The organism is Streptomyces sp. NPDC005438 (assembly GCF_040606315.1).
In the GTDB taxonomy this organism is placed as follows: Bacteria; Actinomycetota; Actinomycetes; order Streptomycetales; family Streptomycetaceae; genus Streptomyces.
In genome coordinates this window covers 1-19171 of the sequence record NZ_JBEXEP010000005.1, presented here as the reverse complement: position 1 = coordinate 19171, position 19171 = coordinate 1, and the positions used below count along the sequence as shown (strand labels likewise).

Genomic DNA, 19171 nt, shown 5'->3' with positions numbered 1-19171 from the left:
ACGCGGCGGGCGGTGCCGGGCGGCGAACCTGGCGCCATGAACCGATCCCCTGACCCCGGTGGGGCACGCACCCTGGTGCGGGTGCTGTCCCTGTTCGCGCTGGCCTTCGTACTGACCCACCTGGTGGGCACCCTGCACGCCCTCGCCCTGGGGGACGGCCTGTCGGAGGTGGACGGCACCGGCTGGCTGCTGGCCTTCCTGGTCGGCGTGCCCGCGGTGTTCGGCCTCCGGTACGCCCGTCGGGGCGACGCCCCGCAGAGCCGGGGGTGACCGCGATGTCCACGGCACCCGACGAGCACCCCCCGGGCACCGGACGTCCCGGGCGGCCGGCCGGCGTCTTCGGCCGGCTGGCGGACTGGTCGCAGCGGCACCGTGGCAGGGCGGTACTGCTGTGGGTGGCCGTCGTCGCCGCGATCACCGTCGGCGCCCAACTGGCCGGCGACGACTACCGCAACGACTTCAGCCTGCCCGGTACCGACTCCCAGTCGGCCTCCGACCTCCTGGAACGACACGGGGCGTTCCAGGCCGGCGGCACGGTGAACGTCGTCCTGCGGGACCCCGAGGGGCTGGACGGACACCGCCCGGAGGTCGAGGCGATGCTCCAGCGGCTGCGCCCGCTGTCCGGCGTGGCCCAGGTGCGCGGCCCGTACGCCGACTCCTCCGCCGTGTCCCGTGACGGCACCATCGGCTACGCCACCGTGACCCTGGACGGCAAGGCCGAGGAGGTCCCGCCGGGGGACGTACGTCGGATCATGGACACCGCCCGGCAGGCTTCCGGGGACGGGCTGGAGGTCCAGCTCGGGGGCGAGGCGGTCCGCGCGGCCGAGGAGGACGAGGGCGGCGGCGCCGAGGGCGCCGGGATGCTGGCCGCCCTGGTGGTCCTGGTGCTGCTGTTCGGCTCGCTGCTGGCGGCGGCGGTGCCCCTGCTGACCGCGCTGTTCGCGGTGGGCAGCGCGGTCGGGCTGATCGGGCTGGCCTCCCACCTGTTCACCATCGCCGACTTCACCCCGCCGGTCATGATGCTGGTGGGCCTGGGCGTCGGGGTGGACTACGCCCTGCTGGTGTTCTACCGCTACCGCCACGAGCTGCTGCACGGCGCCGACCCCCGGGAGGCGACCCGGTCGGCGCTGGACGCGGCCGGCCGTACCGTGTTCTTCGCCGGCTGCACGGTGATCATCGCGCTGCTGGGGCTGGTGGCCCTGGGCCTGGGCTCGCTCCAGGGGGTGGCCCTGGCGGTGGCGTTGACGGTGCTGATGACCATGGCCGCCTCGCTGGTGCTGCTGCCCGCGCTGCTGGCGTACTTCGGCGGGCGCATCCAGCGCCATGTGCTGCGGCACGAGGAGAAGGCCCGGGCGAAGGGCCGCCAGGAGGGTCGGCGGTGGCGTTCCTGGGCCTCGCGGGTGCAACGCCGGCCGCTGGCCGCGCTGTTGGCGGCGGTGGCGGTGCTGCTGGCGCTGTCCGCCCCGGCCCTGGGGATGCGGCTGGGCTTCGCCGACGCCGGCAACGACCCGGAGTCCAGCACCAGCCGCAAGGCGTACGACCTGCTGGCGGAGGGCTTCGGCCCGGGCTTCAACGGCCCGCTGGTGGTGGTCGCCCGGGGCGACGGGCAGGCCGCCACGAAGCTGCGGGAGGCGCTGAACCGCACCGAGGGGGTGGCGGCCACCACCCCACCGCTGCCCACCCGGGACGACGCGGTGTCCACGGTGCTGGCCTTCCCCACCACGGCGCCCCAGGACGAGGGCACGGCCGAGCTGGTCCACCGGCTACGGGACCGGGTACTGCCCGCGCTGGGCGACCGTACCGGCGGCGACTACCTGGTGGGCGGACCGACGGCGGCCACCCAGGACTTCGCCGACACCGTCGCGGAACGGATGCCGCTGTTCGTGGCGATCGTGGTGGGGCTGTCCACACTGCTGCTGACCGTGGTGTTCCGCTCGGTGCTGATCCCGCTCAAGGCGGCACTGCTGAACCTGTTGTCCATCTCCGCCGCGCTGGGGGCGATCACCCTGGTGTTCCAGCGGGGCTGGTTCGGGGTGCCCGGGGGGCCCGTGGAGGCGTTCATCCCGGTGATGGTCTTCGCCATCGTCTTCGGCCTGTCCATGGACTACGAGGTGTTCCTGGTCTCCCGCATCCACGAGGAGTGGGAGCGCACCGGCGACCCCGCGGAGGCGGTACGCGAGGGGCTGGCCGCCACCGGCCGGGTGATCACCGCCGCCGCGGCCATCATGATCGTGGTGTTCGCCGCCTTCGTACTGAGCCCGGGGCGGATGCTCCAACAGTTCGGCCTGGGCCTGGCGGTGGCCATCCTGCTGGACGCGGTGGTGATCCGGTGCCTGATCGTGCCGGCGGTGATGCAGCTGTTCGGCCGGCGGGCGTGGTGGCTGCCGGCCGCCCTGGCCCGACGGCTGCCCCGGGTCGCCCTGGAGCGCCCGGCCGAACGGCCCCGGGAGGGCCCACGAGGTGGGTGTGGCCCGGCTGAGTAGCCGGGTGAGTACGTCAACTCAGTTGGCGGGGGCCGGAGTTGGCCGAGGGTGAGGTCATGCCTCACACCACCGGCCAGCCCGTGCCCCCGACCGCCACCGGCCCGACCCTCCCCGTGCCGCCGGCCCCCTTCACACCGCCCCCGACGGCGGCTCCCGGCACCGCCCCGGCCACGTGGCGCCGGCCGGGTCCAGTGGTCGCCGTACTGCTGGCGCTGGCCCTGCTGGGCGGGGCGCTGACCCTGTGGTGGGCCGACCGGAACGACGACCCGCTGGACGGGCGGCCCCGGGTGGACGACCACCGGGCCGGCGTCACCTACCCGGTCCCCGAGGGGTGGCGGCGGCAGCGCGCCGACCAGCTGATCGACGCCTTCTCCTCCGGGGTCACCGCCCCCGGTAAGGGTTCGGCGACGGTGCTCGCCAGCCGGGGTGACGCCGTGGCCGACGGGGAGAGGCGCTCGGTCGCCGAGCATGTCGCCGGGCAGAACGCGGTGTTCTTCTTCCCCGACGGCTCCTCGGACCTGACCCGTTCCGAGGCCACCACGGTCGACGGCCACCCCGCCCACACCGTGCTCCGTTCGGTACGCGACGAGGGACGCCGCTACCAGCTGCGGGCCACGCTGATCTCGCTGGACGCCCACCGTTCCGCGCTGCTGCTGGGCGTGGTCGACACCGGCCACCAGACGGACCGTCGGCTGGTGGAGGGGGTGTTCCGGGAGGCCCGGGTCCGCTGAGCGGCGAGGGGCCTCAAGCCGCCCGGGGTGAACGGTTCTTGAGGAACCCTTAAGGCGGAATCGTGGCGTCCACCACAGTCGCCGACCGGGGAGGGCGGGAAGGGTGAACCCCCCGGGCCCGGCGAGCGGGCGACCAGCCGTACCCCGCCGTCGGGCCCGACCAGCCCCCGCCCCGTACCCCGCACCGCGCCGTACGCCACCGCGCCGGGGCACGGGAGTGCCGCGCACCGGATGGTGCGCGGCGTACCGGACCAGGCGCCCCCGCCCCGCGAACGGCCTCGGACGAGTTGGGGGCGTCCCCGACCAGCCCTCCGATCCGGTCGGGGACGCCCCTCCCCTCACTCCGTGCGGAGGCCCTCCGCACGCATCACCCTCCACAGGAACGGCATACTCAGCGCCGTCACCAGGGCGATCACGCCCACTCCGGCGGCCGTCACCGGCAGGAAGACCAACCAGTCGCCGGCCCGCACGGACAGCAGGCGCAGCAGCGCCCACCCCAGGCCGAGGCCGAACAGCACGGCCAGGCCCATGCCCAGCAGCACCGGGATGGCGGTGCTCCACAGCACCGAGGCGCCCAGGGTGCCGCGCCTGGTGCCGAAGGCCACCAGCACCGACAACTCCCGCCTGCGGTCCCGTAGTTGCTCCACGGTGGTGACCAACATGCTCGCCCCGATCAACAACAGCACTCCGATCGCGGCGACCGTCAACGCCCTGCTGATGGACACGAAGTCGTCGCTGACCGTCTCGTCACGGGTCTCGAACAGCGACATCGACGGGTCGGCCCGGAACAGCGCGGTACGCAGCTCCTCCAGGGGCGCCATCGTGCCGTCCTCGGTCTGCACCCACCCCTCGAAGCGGAACTTCTTGTCCAGGAAGGCCATCGTGGACGGCTCCAGGGCGCCGGGGGTGGCCAGCACCCCGGTCTCCTCCGACTCGGCGGGGGAGTCCCGGTGCGCCACCCTCTCGGCCGAGGCCGGCACCTGCCAGGTCTTCTCGGCCTGCCCGTTGGGGCCGCTTTCCTCCAGCTTCAGCTTCTGTCCCGGCTTGGCGTTCCCCTCCTCGCCGGGCTCGCCCCTGAGGAAGGCCTGGCCGTCGCGGCAGTTCGGCAGTTTGGCCAGTTCCCGCAGCGTCGCGCAGTCGGCCACCACCACCTGGACGTACTCCTCGTCCGCCTTGGCCTCCCCGTACACCGCCGCGTAGCCCTGGGCCCGCCGGATACCGTCGGTGGCGCGCAGGTCGGACCGCAGCTTCTCGGCCCGGTCCACGGAGAAGCCCTGGCCGCTGACCCTGGCCTCGGTCTTGTCCACCCGCCGGGTCTCGGTGCTGTGCTCCTCCACCGCGCCGAACAGCATCTGGAGGGCGATCGCCCCGGCCACCGCGATGGTGATGCCGCTCACCGCCCGGCTGGCGTTGCCGCTGCTCAACTGGAGCCGTCGGACGGCCAGTTGCCAGGGCAGCGGCCCCCCGCGCAGCCGGCCGACCACCCGTTCCACCAGCCAGGGCAGCAACAGGGACACCCCGCCCAGGAGCAGCACCACACCACTGACCACCTGGACCTCGTTGACCGAGGCGTCGGAGTCGGTGACGGTGCCGGCCAGGGGCAGCAACAGCAGCAGTCCCAGTACCGGGGGCACCAGCCGCCACCACATCCGGCGGGGCCGGGTCCCGTGGTGCCGTACCAGGCCCAGCGGTTCGATGGCCACCCCGCGCATCGCCACCTGGGTGGCGAGCACCGCGCCGACCGGCACCATGACGCAGATCAGCAGGGTCAACGGCAGGGCGGGCAGGACGTCCACCGGGAAGACGCTGATCCTCATCAGCTCCACCGAGGACAGCAGGGAACGCGCCACCAGGAACAGCACCCCGCCCAGGAGCAGTCCCAGCAGGGCGCCGACCAGGGACTCCCCGGCGGCCATCCGGCGGGCCATCGGTACGTCCGCCCCGACCAGTCGTAGCGCCGCCAGCCGGGCGTCCCTGCGCTCCCCTCCGAACCGGGCCGCGGTGGCGATGAACACCGCCACCGGCAGCACCAGAATGGCGCAGGCGACGACCACCAGCAGCACCAGGACCGGGTCCATTGGCCCGCTGGTGATGGTGCCGGAGTAGTCCTCGACACGGTCGGTCTGGGGCTTGCCGTCGAGGTCGTCGGCGCCCTTGTAGAACGCCAGCTCGGACGGCCCCAGCAGCCCCTCGTCGGCGATGGTGCCGATGACCTTGCCGTCCAGCCGGTCGCGCAGCGCGGCGCCCTCGGAGGAGTCCAGCAGCCGTTTCAGCTCCGGCGAGACCACCATCTCCCCGGGCCTCGGGAACTGTTCGACCCCGGGCGGACGCGCCGGGGAGTCCCCCTCGGCCTGGAGCAGCCGACCGTAGGTCTGCTCGCCCCGGTACTGGGTGTTGGCGTCCACCGTCAGCACACTGCGGTGGCTGCGCTCGACCTCGCTGGCCGCGCCGGAGAAGGCCCCGCCGCGATGGTTCGCCCGGTCGTCCTGCGAGGCCAGGATGCTGGGTACGGAGGCGGCCAGCAGCAGCACGGTCACCCCCAGGGCGACGCCCACCGCGGTCAGCAGCACCCGGGCCCAGCCCTGTCGGCCGCCGCTGACCGCGAAGCGCATCCCCATCACCAGGTCGCGCCAGATCAGTCGGGGCCCGGTGGGGGCCGACGGTGTGGACGCGCCACTCACGCCGCCTCCGCTCCGGCGAGGTCACGGGAACGGCCGTCCCGTACCACCACCTCCCGGTCGGAGTAGGCGGCCACCCGGGACTCGTGGGTGACCAGCACCACGGCGGCTCCGCTCTCCCGGGCCGCCGCGGTCAACAGGTTCATCACCCGCTCTCCGTTGAGGGAGTCCAGGGCACCGGTCGGCTCGTCGGCGAACAGCACTCCCGGTTCCGCCGCCAGGGCCCGGGCGATCGCCACCCGCTGCCCCTGCCCCCCTGAGACCTGACCGGGACGCTGGTGCCGTACGTCGTCCACCTCCAGCCGGCTGAGCCACTCGGCCGCCTGGTCCTCGGCCTGCCGGCGGGAGACGCCGGTCAGCCGCAGGGGCAGGGCGGCGTTCTCCAGACAGGTCAACTCCGGTACGAGCTGGCCGAACTGGAAGACGAAGCCGAAGTCGCCCCGGCGCAGGGCGCTGCGCCGGGCGTCGCTCATCTCCGACACCGTCTGGCCCTTGTAGACCACGGTCCCCCGGTCCGGGGGCACGATGCCGGCGAGGCAGTGCAGCAGGGTGGACTTGCCGGACCCGGAGGGCCCCATCACCGCGACGACCTCGCCCCGGGAGATGCTGAAGTCGGCGCCGTCCAGCGCCTTGGTGGTGCCGTAGGTCTTGTGCAGGTCGGTGGCGGTCAGCAGGGGTTGGACACGGGAGTGGTTCATGTGCGCACTTCCTTGGCGAGTTGGTCCAGGCGGGCGCTGGTGAGGTCCAGCCACCGCAGGTCGGCCTCCAGGTGGAACAGGGCGTGGTCGCAGATCAGCTGGTCCGCGAGGTCACCGGCCTGTTTGCGCCGGGTCAACTGCCGCATCAGCCGCAGGTGTTCGGCGCGCTGTAGGTCCAGCAGTTCGGCGGCGTCCCGGCCGGACAGCAGGGCGAGGACGACCTTGGTGTAGAGCGTGCTGTGCAGGTAGGGCTCGGGCTTCTCCGGTGTGCCCAGCCAGTTCTCGACGTCGGTGACGCCGGCGTCGGTGATGGCGTAGCGCTTGCGCTCGGGGCCCCCGCCCGTCTCGGTGCCGGCGACCTCGACCAGGCCGTTCTTCAGCAGCCGGGACATCGTCGAGTACACCTGCCCGTAGTGCAGTTGGCGGTCCTGACCGAAGCGTTGGTCGAAGGCGTGCTTCAGGTCGTATCCGTGACGTGGCCCGGACTCCAGGAGCCCGAGCAGGGTGTGGCTGATGGACATGTCGGGGACTGTACACCACGTGTATAGCCGGTGTGTATAGACGGAGTGCGGAGTTCTGCGACCCGTCCATGACCTGCGAGAACGCACCGCAATCCGGGAGGGAGCCCGGCGACAGCGGCCCACAGCTGCCCACAGCGACCCACGGCGGGCCGAACGGGACGCGCTAGCTCTTAAGTTGCTCAAGTCGGCTTTCGCCGAGGAGCCGTACGGGCAGGAGACGTCCAGGCGCGACCGGTCCACCCCGGAACGGGGCCGCTCCACCGAGGTCCGAGCGGGGCCACTCCGGCGAACCCCGTCGGAGGTGGAACCAACACGGGGGCCCCGGCTGTCCGTTCAGTCCACGGGCCCGGGAACGGCGCGCCGGCCCAGCGAGACCAAGGGGGAAACTATGAGCATCGTGATCATCTTCGTCGTGGCGGTCATCCTGATCGCCCTGGTCGCCGGGATCGCCACCGCCGCCGGACGCGGCGACAGGTCCGCCCGCCGCCGAGGCGGCTCGGGCGCGGGGTGGTACGCCGGCGGCGCCGCCACGGGAGGCGGTTGCGGAAGCGACGGCGGCGGGGGCGGCAGCGACAGCGGGGGCTCGTCCTGCGGTGGCGGCTCCTCGTGTGGCGGAGGCTCCTCCTGCGGGGGCGGGGGCGGCGGCGGTTGCGGCGGAGGCGGCAGCTGAGCCTCGGGGGCACCGCGTACGCACCCAACGGGCGCCGTTCCGGGAGCGGTTGAGCGACACCGGGGCACCCCGCCGCGCCGGCACGGACCACCGCACCGGGCCCGTGGGGCACCCCGGCCGCCCCGCCACCACGGCACGACAGGACGACCTCGGGGTGGACGGTGGGTGACATCGCCCACCGTCCACCCCGTACGTACGCCCCCACCACCGGTGAGGCGTCGACGTCCACCCCCGGGCCGGCCCGGGGCGCGGGCCCCAGCGACCCACCCAACCCACCGGCCCCGGGGGGACCACGACTCTGCCGCCAACTCCTGGCAGGATGACCGTCACAGCGGATACGTGACCGTACCGACGGGGTCGCGGGGGCCGACCTCCCGCGACCGCTCCACGGTCAGCCTGGTCAACCGGGCCTTCCCGCACGGACGTTGGGGGTCGTCACACCCTCGGCCGGGCGGGCCGACCCCCGGGCCCCGGACCGGTTGCGGCACGTATCGACCCAGACATCGACCCATCAACTGAAAATGCGTAAAAACTCTGTGGGAACCCGTCATTCCGTGATTCGGTACTTCTAGCCCCGGACCCCACAAGGGCACAAGCCGGCACAGTGATACCTCGCGCGGTGACGGGCAGGCCGGCCCAAAGCTCTCCACTGCGTGCCTGCGGAGCCGACCCCATGCTCACGACCCTCACGACCGCCTACTCAGACACCCGTGCCGGCGACCTCACCTGGGCGCTGGGCCGCGAACCCCTGCCGTGCCTCGCCCTGCTGAACCTCCAACTCGGCGCCCAGCACGTGCAGTTGAGGCTGCTGGGCGCCTCCCACCAGGTGCTGGTGCACGGGGACAACCGGGTCTCGGAGACCGTCGCCTGTATGCCCGGCAGCAACGCCCCACTCCCCATGGCCGCGTCCCAGCGGATAGGGGGCTGGGAGTACGAGTTCAGCGCCCGCATCGAGAGCCTGTCCGCCGGCTCCTTCCTCAACCGGGCCCGTGGCCTGTTCGGCATGGTCTCCGAACACCCCCAGGGGCTGGCCGGTGTCTTCCCGGGAAGCCCGTACGCCTTCACCGCCCTGATCGCCCAACGGCAACAGGAGGTCCTCACCTGGCGCACCTGGCACTCCTACCCCCAGGACCGCCAGCTGGTCTCCACCCGTACCCGGGTGAACACCGCCCGGTGAACCACCCGCCCGTTCCGCAGGGCGAGGGCGCGGTAGCACGACCGGAGGACAGCCCGCGTGGGAACACGTCGGACCCCTGCCCGCGACCGCGACCAGTGGGTAGGCTCCGCGCATGGAGCACGAGGTGTACCTTCCGTTTTCCCCCAGCACGGTACGGTCGGCCCTCGCCGACCGGACACAGACCGCCGGCTGCGTACCCGGCCTCCAACTCGACGCCTCCACCGGGGAGTCCACACCACAGGACACCCTGCGAGGCCGGCTGAGGGTCCGGGTCCACGGCTCCACCATCACCTACCGCGGCACCCTCCGCCTCACCCCGGAGGACGGCGGACTGCACGTCGAGGGGGACGGCTTCGAAGCCCGGGGCGGCGCCCGGGTCCTCCTCACCCTCACCCTGGTACCCCGCCCCGCCGAGGACGGCGAGGGCACCCGACTGGTGTGCTCCGGCACCGTACGGGCGGCCGGGCGACTGGCCGAGGTCGAGGAGAAGGTGGCCGCCGCCACCGGCACCCGGCTGCTGGACCGCTTCGGCAGCCGACTCTCCCAGCGGCTCGCCGAAGCCCCCCGCCCCCGGCAGGCCGACGGCGGCATCGGTGAACCGGACGACAACGAACCGGCCATCCCCGGCATCCCCGGCCCCGAGCAGCCCGAACGCCGGCAGGACGACCAGCCCCCCGCCGAGGACAGCCCGGACGACCAGCGGGCCACCACCCGGGACGACTCCGACACCAGCACCCAGGACGAGTCCCCGGACACCGACGACACCCCCGAGTCCGACGACGAACCGGCGGCCACCCCGCTGTACGAGACCGAGATCCCGCCACCCTCGCTCGCCTCGGACGACGAACACCTGGGCCCGGAGGCCGCCCACGCCCGGCGCACCATGATCGGCCGCAGCGCCGAGGAGGTCGACCACGCCCCGCCCCGGGGCCGGTACGCCCCCACCCCGCCACCCGGATCGGAGTCCACCGCGCTGTCCCTGCGCTGGCTCGCCCCCGCCGCCGCGCTCGCCGTGGCCGGGGCCGTGGTCGTCACCAGGGCGCTGCGCCCCCGAAGGCGCCGCCGGGGGTGAGCCGGACCGCTCCCCGGGCCGTGCCCCGGAGCGCCCGCCGTCGTCCGTACGGGCGGGCGTCGGGTGGGTGAGCGGCGACCTGACGGCCGTCGCCGACCCACCCGGCGGACAAGCTCGGTACCGTCAGGGGTGTGAACGAGACCCAAGCACCGGACAGCGAAGGCGGCCTGCTCCTCCAGGCCGGAGACACCGAGCTGACCGTCGAACCGGAACGCGGCTGCCGACTGGCGTCGCTGCGGGTCGGCGGTCGTGAACTCCTGCGGCAGGGACCCCGATACGGCTCCTTCGTGATGGCCCCCTGGTGTGGCCGTACCGACCGTGGCCGGTTCCTCAACGGCGGTGACTTCTACCAGCTGCCCATCACCGCCGGCCCGCACGCCCTGCACGGCACCGTGCGGGAGCTGCCCTGGGAGACCGTCCGCGCGGACAGCACCTCAGCGGCGTTCACCACCGGGCTGGGCGACGCCTGGCCCTGGACCGGCAAGGTCACCCAGCTCGTGGAACTGGCCGAGGACGGCGGTTCCCTCACCCTGACCATGGGAGTGGAGACACCCGAGGACTCCTTCCCGGCCCAGGCGGGCTGGCATCCCTGGTTCCTGCGCAACCTGGGTTCCGGTGGCGAGGACGTGACCATCGACTTCACGCCCACCTGGCAGGAGGAGCGCGGCCCCGACCACCTGCCCACCGGACGCCGGGTGGACCCGCTGCCCGGCCCCTGGGACGACTGCTTCGGAATGCCCGACGGCGTGGACGTCACCCTGACCTGGCCGAAGGAGGCCGAGGTGCGGATCACCAGCCGGGCGGAGTGGGTGGTGATCTACAACAAGCCGGAGTCGGTGGTCTGCGTCGAGCCGCAGTCCGGGCCGCCCAACGGCCTCAACAGCCGCCCCCGGCTGGTCACCCCGGTCGACCCCCTGGAGATCTCCACGACCTGGGCGCTCCGGCGGCTGTCATAGGCTCGCCCCCATGACAGACCGACGCGCCGAGCTGCTGCGACAGATCAAGGACAAGGCCGTGGTGCACGGCACGGTGACCCTCTCCTCCGGCCAACAAGCCGACTTCTACGTGGATCTGCGCAGGATCACCCTGGACGGCCAGGCCGCCCCACTGGCCGGCGAGGTGATGTTGGACCTCACCGCCGACCTGGACTTCGACGCGGTCGGCGGTCTGACCCTGGGCGCGGACCCGGTGGCCAGCGCGATGCTGCACGCCGCCGCCGCCCGGGGCCGTCGGCTGGACGCCTTCGTGGTGCGGAAGGCGGGCAAGGCCCACGGGTTGCAGCGCCGTATCGAGGGGCCGGACATCGCCGGCCGCCGTGTGCTGGTGGTGGAGGACACCTCGACCACCGGCAACTCCCCGCTGACCGCCGTGGAGGCGGTACGCCAGGCCGGGGGCGAGGTGGTCGCGGTCGCCACCCTGGTGGAACGGGGCGCGGCCGGGGCGATGCGGCGGGCCGGACTGCCCTACCTGCACGCCTTCGACCTGACCGACCTCGGCCTGGACTGACCCCGGCCGGGGCCGCCCGGGGCCGCCCGGACGGAAGCGACCAGGCGGGCGCGGGACCACCGGGCCCCCGCGTGGGCGGGTTCCAGGCACCACCCACCCCGCGCGGCGGACGGCGACAGTGGCCGAACGGCGACGTACGAGGTCGGGACGCCGCCTGAGGCACTACCGGGCACCACCTGGGCGCTGCCCGACTGTTGCCGGGCTCGGGGTCGGGGCCGGCCGGGGTCGGGGCCAGGGGGCCCAGCCGATCTCGGGCGCACCCGGGGGCCCCGCTCGACCTCCGGTGAGCCCGCCCAGCCGGGGGGCCGCCCCCACGGTCACCCCGAGGGCGCCCCGTAGTGGCCGTCGGGTACAGCCGACCGGTCACGGTCACGGTCCCGCCCGGTCACGCGGACCCCGACAGAGGGTCCCGCCCGGTCACGCTGACCCCGGCAGAGGCTCCCGCCCCGCCGGGTGCCGGCCGACGGGTGGCCCCGGTCGTGTGAACCGTTCGCCCAGCGGGGCCCCACCGGGGCCGTACCGAGGAGTGGGGCGAAGGTCGGCCACCAGGAACTCCACCCCCCTGTCCGGTGACGTGCCGGCACACCGGTCGCGGCGGCGCGACCCGTGACGGTGGCCCGTGGGGCCCGTGACCGCCAGGCATGGGGCGGCGGCCCTCGGGCAGCGGGGTTCGCCCTCGTCGTACCCGCCGTACCCCCGAAACGGGACGCGGGGCGGCCGTTCCGGCGACCGGGCAGTGCCCCACCAGCGGCGCCCCCTCCGGGGCGGCCGAGGGGAACGCGACCCCTTTCGTCCGGCAAGCGACCGGTTCTCCCCGGGGCCGTACACGTCTGGAAGGATGGGGGGCGTCGACGAGGACGTCGCCCACGGTCAGGGCCTTAGTACTTCCCGTAGAACCACCGCACGTCAACAAGGAGCGGACAGATGCCCATCGCAACTCCCGAGGTCTACAACGAGATGCTCGACCGGGCGAAGGCCGGCAGGTTCGCCTACCCGGCCATCAACGTCACCTCGACCCAGACCCTCAACGCCGCTCTCCGGGGCTTCGCCGACGCCGAGAGCGACGGCATCGTCCAGATCTCCACCGGCGGCGCCGAGTTCCTGGGCGGCCAGTACAGCAAGGACATGGTCACCGGAGCCGTCGCCCTCGCCGAGTTCGCCCACGTCCTCGCCGAGAAGTACCCGGTCAACGTGGCCCTGCACACCGACCACTGCCCCAAGGACAAGCTGGACGGCTACGTCCGCCCGCTGCTGGCGATCTCCCGGGAACGGGTGGAGGCCGGCCGCAACCCGCTGTTCCAGTCCCACATGTGGGACGGCTCCGCCGAGACCCTCGCCGACAACCTGGAGATCGGCCGGGAACTGCTGGCCCAGGCAGTCGCCGCCAAGATCATCCTGGAGGTGGAGATCACCCCCACCGGCGGTGAGGAGGACGGCGTCAGCCACGAGATCAACGACGAGCTGTACACCACCGTCGACGACGCGCTGCGCACCGCCGAGGCCCTCGGCCTGGGCGAGAAGGGCCGCTACCTGCTGGCCGCCTCCTTCGGCAACGTCCACGGCGTCTACAAGCCCGGCAACGTGGTGCTCCGCCCCGAGCTGCTCAAGGACCTCCAGGAGGGCGTGGGCGCCCAGCACGGCAAGCAGTCCCCGTTCGACTTCGTCTTCCACGGCGGCTCCGGCTCCACCGAGCAGGAGATCGCCACCGCCCTGGACAACGGCGTGGTCAAGATGAACCTGGACACCGACACCCAGTACGCCTTCACCCGCCCCGTGGCCGACCACATGCTCCGCAACTACGACGGAGTGCTGAAGGTCGACGGCGAGGTCGGCAACAAGAAGGCCTACGACCCCCGCAGCTGGGGCAAGGCCGCCGAGCAGTCCATGGCCGCCCGCGTGGTCGAGGCCTGCGCCAACCTGCGCTCCACCGGCACCAAGCTGAAGTAGCCGCACGGCGACCGGGCGGTGGCCCCGACGACTCCGGCACGGCGCGCGGTGTGACCGCGTACCCCGGCGCACCCGACGCGTACGACGCGCACCGCGAGGGAACCACCGCCCGGCCCGCCCCCGGCTTTCCCCGGCCGTACCCATCCGGGCCGGACGCCAGGCAGACTGGAACCCATGTCCATTCACGAGAACCTGCTCGGGGGCCCGCCCCCGACCCACCTGCCCGACGACCCGGAGCCCCGCCAGCTGCTGGCCTCCGGCACCGACCCGGCCGAGGTGGCCGCCCGCTACCCCGCGTCCTCGCTGGCCTGGGCCCAGCTCGCGGACGACGCCTTCGAGGCGGGCAACACGGTGGAGTCCTACGCCTACGCCCGTACCGGGTACCACCGGGGACTGGACGCGCTGCGCGGGAACGGCTGGAAGGGACACGGGCCGGTGCCGTTCGAGCACGAGCCCAACCGCGGGTTCCTCCGCGCCCTGCACGCGCTGGCCCGGGCCGCCGAGGCGATCGGCGAGACCGAGGAGTACGAGCGCTGCTCCACCTTCCTCAAGGAGAGCTCGCCCACGGCGGCGGCCACCCTCAGCTGACCGGTCGACCACACAGGGCCCCTGCCCGGACCCGTCGTCCGGGCAGGCTTGCCCGGAGGGGCACGTTCGCACATCATGCGAAGGTGGGCCCGACCGACCGGCCGTCCGTTCGACGGACGCCGGACGCACGGGCCCGAGGGGACCGGGGCTCCGAAGCAGTCGAGGAGACGGGAGGAGCGGACCGCTACCCGGAAGTACGCGTCGAGGAGACAGCGATGTCGCACACCCCCGATGCCCGGGAAGAGGGTTCGCAGCTGCCGAACCTGGACTTCCAGGGCACCACGCCCTACGAGGACTACGTACAGGCCGACGTCCTCACCCACCTCCAGCACCCCCTCTCCGACGACCCCGGAGAGATGGTGTTCCTGGTCACCACCCAGGTCATGGAGCTGTGGTTCACCGTGATCGTGCACGAGTGGACCACCGCCGCCGAAGCCCTGCGCGGCGACGACCTGCCGCGTGCCCTGGCCGCGCTGAAGCGCTCCGCCTACGAACTCCAGTCGCTCAACGCCTCCTGGGAACCGCTGGCCCACCTGACCCCCGCCCAGTTCAACTCCTACCGCAGCGCGCTGGGCGAGGGCTCCGGCTTCCAGTCCGCGATGTACCGGCGCATGGAGTTCCTGCTCGGCGACAAGTCCGCGTCCATGCTGGTGCCGCACCGAGGAGCGCCCCGCGTCCACGAGGAACTGGAGAAGGCCCTCCACCAGCCCTCCCTCTACGACGAGGTGCTCCACTACCTCGCCCGGCACGGCCACCCCGTCCCCCGCGAGGTCCTGGACCGCGACATCAGCCAGCGCTACCAGCCCCACCCCGAGGTGGAGGCCATCTGGGCGGCCGTGTACCGCGCCGAGCAGGACAGCACCGACGGCACCAGTGGCGAAGCGCCTGGCGGCGTGCCCGACGGGTCCCTCATCCGACTCGGCGAAGCCCTGACCGAAGTAGCCGAACTCGTGTGGCGATGGCGCAACGACCACCTGGTCGCCACCCGCCGCGCCATGGGCAGCAAGGTCGGCACCGGCGGCTCCGCCGGCGTCGCCTGGCTGGAGAAGCGCGCCGGCAAGCAGGTCTTCCCCGAACTGTGGACGGCGCGCAGCCATGTCTGAGACCCGCACCCTGCGAGACGAGGCACTCCACCTCGACGCCCAGGACCCGCTCGCCGCCAAACGCCGGGAGTTCGTCCTCGACGACCAGACCGTCTACCTCGACGGCAACTCCCTCGGCGCGCTGCCCACCACCGTCGCCGACCGCCTGGAGGAGGTCATCCGCCACGAGTGGGGCCGGCTACGCATCCGCTCCTGGACCGAGTCCGGCTGGTGGGAGGCCTCCGAACGCGTCGGTGACCGCATCGCCCCCCTCATCGGGGCGGCCCCGGGACAGGTCGTGGTCAGCGACTCCACCAGCGTCAACGTGTTCAAGGCCGTGGTCGCCGCGGTACGCCTCGCCCAGAGCCGGGACCCCGGCCGCGACGAGATCCTGTGCGACGCCAGCACCTTCCCCACCGACGGCTACGTCGCCTCGTCCGCCGCCCGGATGACCGGCTGCGCCCTACGCGCCCTGCCCCCCGAACGGATCGCCGCCGAGGCCGGGCCCCGTACGGCCGTCGCCCTGGTCAACCACGCCGACTACCGCACCGGACAGCTCCACGACCTGCCCGGCCTCACCAGCGCCCTCCACCAGGCCGGCGCCCTCACGGTGTGGGACCTGTGCCACACCGCCGGCGCCCTGCCCGTCCCCCTCGACGCCCACCGGGTCGACTTCGCCGTCGGCTGCACCTACAAGTACCTCAACGGCGGCCCCGGAGCCCCCGCCTACCTCTACGTACGACGGGACCACCAACCCGACTTCGACTCCCCCCTCCCCGGCTGGAACTCCCACGCCGACCCCTTCGGGATGACCCCCGACTACACCCCCGCCGAGGGAGCGGGACGCGGCCGGGTGGGCACCCCCGACATCCTGTCGATGCTCGCCCTGGAACAGGCGCTCACCGTCTGGGACGACGTCGACCTCGACGCCGTACGGGCCAAGAGCCTCGCCCTGGGGGACCTGTTCCTCCGCGCGGTGGAGGCCTACGCCCCGGACGGCCGCCTGGAGACCGTCACCCCCCGCGAACACCACCGCCGGGGCAGCCAGATCTCCCTGCGCTGCCCCGACGCCCGCCAGGTGATGGACAAGCTCATCGCCCGGGGCGTCGTCGGCGACTTCCGCCAACCGGACGTGCTGCGCTTCGGCTTCACCCCGCTGTACACCTCGTACGCGGACGCCGAACAGGCCGCCCGGACCCTGGCGGAGGTCCTCGGGTGACACCCACCACCCTGCGGTACGGCCCCCACCCCGCCCAACTCGTCGACCTGTACGGCCCGCGCCCGACGCTCACCGTGCTGCACGGCGGCTACTGGCGGGAGCGCTACGACCGCTCCTACCTGGAACCCCTGGCCAGGGAGTTCCAGCGACGGGGTACGGACTGCGCGCTGGTGGAGTACCGCAGGGTGGGAGGCGGCGGGGGCTGGCCGGCCACCGCCGACGACGTCACCTCCGCCCTCCGGCTGCTCGCCGAACTCCACGGGCCCCAGGCCCTGTTGGGGCACTCGGCGGGCGGCCACCTCGCCCTGCTGGCCGCGCTCCGGGTGCCCGAAGCGGTACGCCGGGTGGTGACCGTCGCCCCCGTCGCCGACCTGGGAACCGCCCACCGACTGGGCCTCAGCGACAGCGCGGTGGCCGAACTCCTCGGCCCCGAGCTGGAGTCGGCCCTGCCCGACGCCGACCCGCTGCGCCTACCCGCCCCGACAGCCCCGGTCACCCTGCTCCACGGCACCGCCGACACCGACGTCCCCCTCGCCCAGTCCCGTTCCTACGCCCGGGCCAAGGGCGCGCGGCTCCTCGAACTCCCCGAGGTCGACCACTTCGCCCCCCTCACCCCGGGTCACGCCAGCTTCGAGACCCTGGTGGGGGAGTTGGCCGAGGAGAACGCCGGGTAACGGGCCCCGGTCCCCTCCGGCCCTTGTCCCCGCCACTCCCCTTTCGGCTGCCCCTTCGCTCACCTTTCCCTCCCCGCCGAGGGTGAGGCCGCCGGTGGGTCACCCGCGCGGGGGCTCGCTCGCGAGTGCGGTACGAGCGGCCCCACCCCGTACCCGTCATACCTGAGAGCCACCCCCACAGTGGGCTCCCTGGAGGGACGCCGACCACCCACCGTGATCCCTAACTTCCCCGTAGTGCCCGGCCAACCGGGCGGAACAGGGAGGTACGAGGATGCGAGTGGGCCGGCCACACGGCAGGGAACGCCGGAACGGCAACCGTCGGGGCGTCAGGGGAAGGCAGCGGCACCTGTGGGTGGCCTCCCTGGTCACCGTGACCTCGCTCCCCCTGTCCGGTACCAGCCAGGCGGCCACCCCCGCACCCCCACCACCCCGACTGCCGCCGTTGAGCGCCCGCACCCTGACGGACCACTACCTGGCGGCCCGCCAGAGCGCCCGGGACGCGGCCGAGATGGCGCTCCACCACGGCGACCGCGCCCGGGCTCACGCCCTACGCCAACTCGGCAGCCCGCAGCGGCAGTTGCTCACCCTCGACGCACGCGGACCGGGCCGCGTGGTGGAGGTGCTCGGCGATCTGGTGAACGCCCGCCACGTGGCCGTACTGGTACCGGGAGCCGACACCACACTGGACAACTACGACCCGCCCGCCGACGAGCCCAACCCCGCCAAGACCCTCGGCGGAGCCGCCCGCTCCCTACAACGGGAGATGTCACGCCAGTCACCCGACACCCCCTCGGCGGTGGTCGCCTGGCTCGGTTACGACACCCCCAGCACCCTCAGCCCCCAGGTGGCCACCACCCGGCGAGCGGACGAGGGGGCACGGGCCCTGGTGGACCAGGTCACCGCGCTGCGACGCGTCATCCCCCACGCCCACCTGAGCCTGCTGGGCCACTCCTACGGCGCGGTCGTGTGCGGCCGAGCCGCCAAGAACCTCCCCCACCCCAGTCACCCCACCCCCAGTCCAGGCAGAAGCGAAAGGACGGTGCCCGGCACCTCGACCACGGGGGTGGAGCACGTAGGAACAGCGGTGCTTGGCACCTTGGCCACGAGGGTGCCTGATACGTCGGCCACGAAGGCAGGCACCTCGCAGGAGCGGCACCCCAACACCTCGACCACGAGAGCGGCGATGCCCGATGCCTCAGCCACGAGGGCGGGCAGTGGGGGCAGTGCGGTGCTTGGCACCTTGGCCACGGGTTACGGCAAGCAGGCCAACGGGGGTGGGGACACACCCGTAGCGCCCACCACGAAGGCCGGCACGACGGGGACGGCGGTGCCCGGTACCTCAGCCACGAGTCACGCGCCCTCTGTGGGGCCAACCACCGGTCGGGGCAATCCTGTTGAGAGGGGGCTCGTCCAGGGGCCTTCGCCACGAGCGGCGCACCCCCAACCGGCCTCCGCCTCCCGAGGGCCGGCGATCGACGAAGGGCCGCCCCGGGTGACCTCGGCCGGACTGGTCGACGTGATCATGTACGGCAGCCCTGGAGCGGGAGTCTCGGACGCCAGTGCCATGGGCTCCGGGGTCAGGGTCTGGGCGGGGAGGGGCAACCACGACTGGATCGCCCACATCCCGCACGTCGGCCCGGATCTGTGGGGTACGGGTCTGGGGCTCGGCCCTGATCCGGTGCACCCGAGCTTCGGGGCCCGCCGGTTCGACGCCGGCAACGCCCACCACAGTGACTACCTGGTCCCAGGTGGGGCCGCCCTTCGTCACATCGCCTGGATCGCGGGGGGTCACCCGGGCAACGGGCGCTCCGCGCAGTCGGGTTGAGGGGGACGCGGTGTCCGGTACCGGGCGGTGGGGTTCTGCCCCTGCGGTGCGGTGAGGCTCCTGGAGTCCGGGGCCGGGGTGAGGGGGGTGAGGGGTGGTGCTGGTGGCTGGTGGCCGGTCGCCACAGTCACGTGTGGTCGAGGTCGGGGGTGGGTTGGGTTGTGGGGGATTTTCCCCAGCCCCCCTTTCCCCCCAAGCCCACCCCCCACCACCTCCTCCGAGACGCCCGAGGGTGCGCACAAACCGGCCCCCAGGCGTGGACGACCTCCGCTCCACCCGCTGTCCACGACACCACCCCCA

Annotated in this window: 17 protein-coding genes; 14 read left to right on the top strand and 3 right to left on the bottom strand. The window is 73.2% G+C overall.

Annotated elements, in window-relative coordinates; genetic code table 11:
• Positions 1 to 36 precede the first annotated feature (36 nt).
• Genes ABZT14_RS12390 through ABZT14_RS12380 form a run of 3 tightly spaced genes read left to right on the top strand, consistent with a single transcriptional unit; the run spans position 37 to position 3214 of the window.
• Complete coding sequence (locus ABZT14_RS12390; protein WP_356300262.1) at positions 37 to 270, top strand: hypothetical protein; 234 nt, start codon at positions 37 to 39, stop codon at positions 268 to 270.
• Between the two features lie 5 nt (positions 271 to 275).
• A complete protein-coding gene (locus ABZT14_RS12385; protein ID WP_356300259.1) occupies positions 276 to 2483 on the top strand; it encodes an MMPL family transporter in 2208 nt (735 codons plus the stop codon).
• Between the two features lie 56 nt (positions 2484 to 2539).
• Positions 2540 to 3214, top strand: a complete 675-nt coding sequence (locus ABZT14_RS12380) for a hypothetical protein (protein WP_356300256.1) — start codon at positions 2540 to 2542, stop codon at positions 3212 to 3214.
• A gap of 338 nt (positions 3215 to 3552) precedes the next feature.
• Here ABZT14_RS12380 and ABZT14_RS12375 read toward each other — a convergent pair whose 3' ends face one another.
• Genes ABZT14_RS12375 through ABZT14_RS12365 form a run of 3 tightly spaced genes read right to left on the bottom strand, consistent with a single transcriptional unit; the run spans position 3553 to position 7111 of the window.
• Positions 3553 to 5895 carry an FtsX-like permease family protein gene (locus ABZT14_RS12375; protein ID WP_356300253.1) on the bottom strand — a complete coding sequence of 781 codons (2343 nt, stop codon included), beginning with the start codon at positions 5893 to 5895 and terminating at the stop codon, positions 3553 to 3555.
• On the bottom strand, positions 5892 to 6590 hold the full coding sequence (locus ABZT14_RS12370; RefSeq protein ID WP_356300250.1) for an ABC transporter ATP-binding protein: 699 nt from the start codon (positions 6588 to 6590) through the stop codon (positions 5892 to 5894). The genes ABZT14_RS12375 and ABZT14_RS12370 overlap by 4 nt, the downstream gene beginning before the upstream one ends.
• Positions 6587 to 7111, bottom strand: coding sequence for a PadR family transcriptional regulator (locus tag ABZT14_RS12365; protein WP_356300247.1), 525 nt, complete (start codon positions 7109 to 7111; stop codon positions 6587 to 6589). Before ABZT14_RS12365 ends, ABZT14_RS12370 begins: the two co-directional genes overlap by 4 nt.
• Positions 7112 to 7499: 388 nt before the next feature.
• Between ABZT14_RS12365 and ABZT14_RS12360 the strand changes: the two genes are divergently transcribed.
• From ABZT14_RS12360 to ABZT14_RS12310, 11 genes are all read left to right on the top strand, one after another.
• Entirely contained in the window at positions 7500 to 7781 is a 282-nt protein-coding gene (locus ABZT14_RS12360) for a hypothetical protein (protein WP_356300244.1), read from the top strand.
• Positions 7782 to 8454: 673 nt separating this feature from the next.
• Complete coding sequence (locus tag ABZT14_RS12355) at positions 8455 to 8958, top strand: DUF2617 family protein (RefSeq protein WP_356300242.1); 504 nt, start codon at positions 8455 to 8457, stop codon at positions 8956 to 8958.
• A 112-nt stretch (positions 8959 to 9070) separates the two neighbouring features.
• Positions 9071 to 10030 (top strand): SRPBCC family protein, encoded by a 960-nt coding sequence (locus ABZT14_RS12350; protein WP_356300239.1) that lies wholly within the window; start codon positions 9071 to 9073, stop codon positions 10028 to 10030.
• 131 nt (positions 10031 to 10161) lie between these two features.
• Positions 10162 to 10986 (top strand): aldose 1-epimerase, encoded by an 825-nt coding sequence (locus ABZT14_RS12345; protein ID WP_356300237.1) that lies wholly within the window; start codon positions 10162 to 10164, stop codon positions 10984 to 10986.
• A 10-nt stretch (positions 10987 to 10996) separates the two neighbouring features.
• Complete coding sequence (gene pyrE, locus ABZT14_RS12340; protein WP_356300234.1) at positions 10997 to 11536, top strand: orotate phosphoribosyltransferase; 540 nt, start codon at positions 10997 to 10999, stop codon at positions 11534 to 11536.
• 924 nt (positions 11537 to 12460) lie between these two features.
• Positions 12461 to 13483: a class II fructose-bisphosphate aldolase gene (gene fbaA / locus ABZT14_RS12335; RefSeq protein WP_356300231.1), complete on the top strand. Its 1023-nt coding sequence runs from the start codon at positions 12461 to 12463 to the stop codon at positions 13481 to 13483.
• Between the two features lie 174 nt (positions 13484 to 13657).
• A complete protein-coding gene (locus tag ABZT14_RS12330; protein ID WP_356300228.1) occupies positions 13658 to 14071 on the top strand; it encodes a DUF3151 domain-containing protein in 414 nt (137 codons plus the stop codon).
• A gap of 215 nt (positions 14072 to 14286) precedes the next feature.
• Entirely contained in the window at positions 14287 to 15174 is an 888-nt protein-coding gene (locus ABZT14_RS12325; RefSeq protein WP_356300225.1) for a tryptophan 2,3-dioxygenase family protein, read from the top strand.
• Positions 15167 to 16372: a kynureninase gene (gene kynU / locus ABZT14_RS12320; protein ID WP_356300222.1), complete on the top strand. Its 1206-nt coding sequence runs from the start codon at positions 15167 to 15169 to the stop codon at positions 16370 to 16372. The genes ABZT14_RS12325 and kynU overlap by 8 nt, the downstream gene beginning before the upstream one ends.
• Entirely contained in the window at positions 16369 to 17046 is a 678-nt protein-coding gene (locus ABZT14_RS12315) for an alpha/beta hydrolase (protein WP_356300219.1), read from the top strand. The genes kynU and ABZT14_RS12315 overlap by 4 nt, the downstream gene beginning before the upstream one ends.
• Positions 17047 to 17317: 271 nt before the next feature.
• Positions 17318 to 18871 carry an alpha/beta hydrolase gene (locus tag ABZT14_RS12310; RefSeq protein WP_356300216.1) on the top strand — a complete coding sequence of 518 codons (1554 nt, stop codon included), beginning with the start codon at positions 17318 to 17320 and terminating at the stop codon, positions 18869 to 18871.
• Positions 18872 to 19171: the final 300 nt, after the last annotated feature.

What these genes read in the sequence shown, in the direction of transcription:
- ABZT14_RS12330 (WP_356300228.1), top strand. Translation starts at nt 13,658, where the DNA reads ATGTCCATTCACGAGAACCTGCTCGGGGGCCCGCCCCCGACCCACCTG.
- fbaA (WP_356300231.1), top strand. Translation starts at nt 12,461, where the DNA reads ATGCCCATCGCAACTCCCGAGGTCTACAACGAGATGCTCGACCGGGCG.
- ABZT14_RS12325 (WP_356300225.1), top strand. Translation starts at nt 14,287, where the DNA reads ATGTCGCACACCCCCGATGCCCGGGAAGAGGGTTCGCAGCTGCCGAAC.
- ABZT14_RS12310 (WP_356300216.1), top strand. Translation starts at nt 17,318, where the DNA reads ATGCGAGTGGGCCGGCCACACGGCAGGGAACGCCGGAACGGCAACCGT.
- ABZT14_RS12380 (WP_356300256.1), top strand. Translation starts at nt 2,540, where the DNA reads ATGCCTCACACCACCGGCCAGCCCGTGCCCCCGACCGCCACCGGCCCG.
- ABZT14_RS12350 (WP_356300239.1), top strand. Translation starts at nt 9,071, where the DNA reads ATGGAGCACGAGGTGTACCTTCCGTTTTCCCCCAGCACGGTACGGTCG.
- pyrE (WP_356300234.1), top strand. Translation starts at nt 10,997, where the DNA reads ATGACAGACCGACGCGCCGAGCTGCTGCGACAGATCAAGGACAAGGCC.
- ABZT14_RS12355 (WP_356300242.1), top strand. Translation starts at nt 8,455, where the DNA reads ATGCTCACGACCCTCACGACCGCCTACTCAGACACCCGTGCCGGCGAC.
- ABZT14_RS12385 (WP_356300259.1), top strand. Translation starts at nt 276, where the DNA reads ATGTCCACGGCACCCGACGAGCACCCCCCGGGCACCGGACGTCCCGGG.
- ABZT14_RS12365 (WP_356300247.1), bottom strand. Translation starts at nt 7,111, where the DNA reads ATGTCCATCAGCCACACCCTGCTCGGGCTCCTGGAGTCCGGGCCACGT.
- ABZT14_RS12390 (WP_356300262.1), top strand. Translation starts at nt 37, where the DNA reads ATGAACCGATCCCCTGACCCCGGTGGGGCACGCACCCTGGTGCGGGTG.
- kynU (WP_356300222.1), top strand. Translation starts at nt 15,167, where the DNA reads ATGTCTGAGACCCGCACCCTGCGAGACGAGGCACTCCACCTCGACGCC.
- ABZT14_RS12370 (WP_356300250.1), bottom strand. Translation starts at nt 6,590, where the DNA reads ATGAACCACTCCCGTGTCCAACCCCTGCTGACCGCCACCGACCTGCAC.
- ABZT14_RS12360 (WP_356300244.1), top strand. Translation starts at nt 7,500, where the DNA reads ATGAGCATCGTGATCATCTTCGTCGTGGCGGTCATCCTGATCGCCCTG.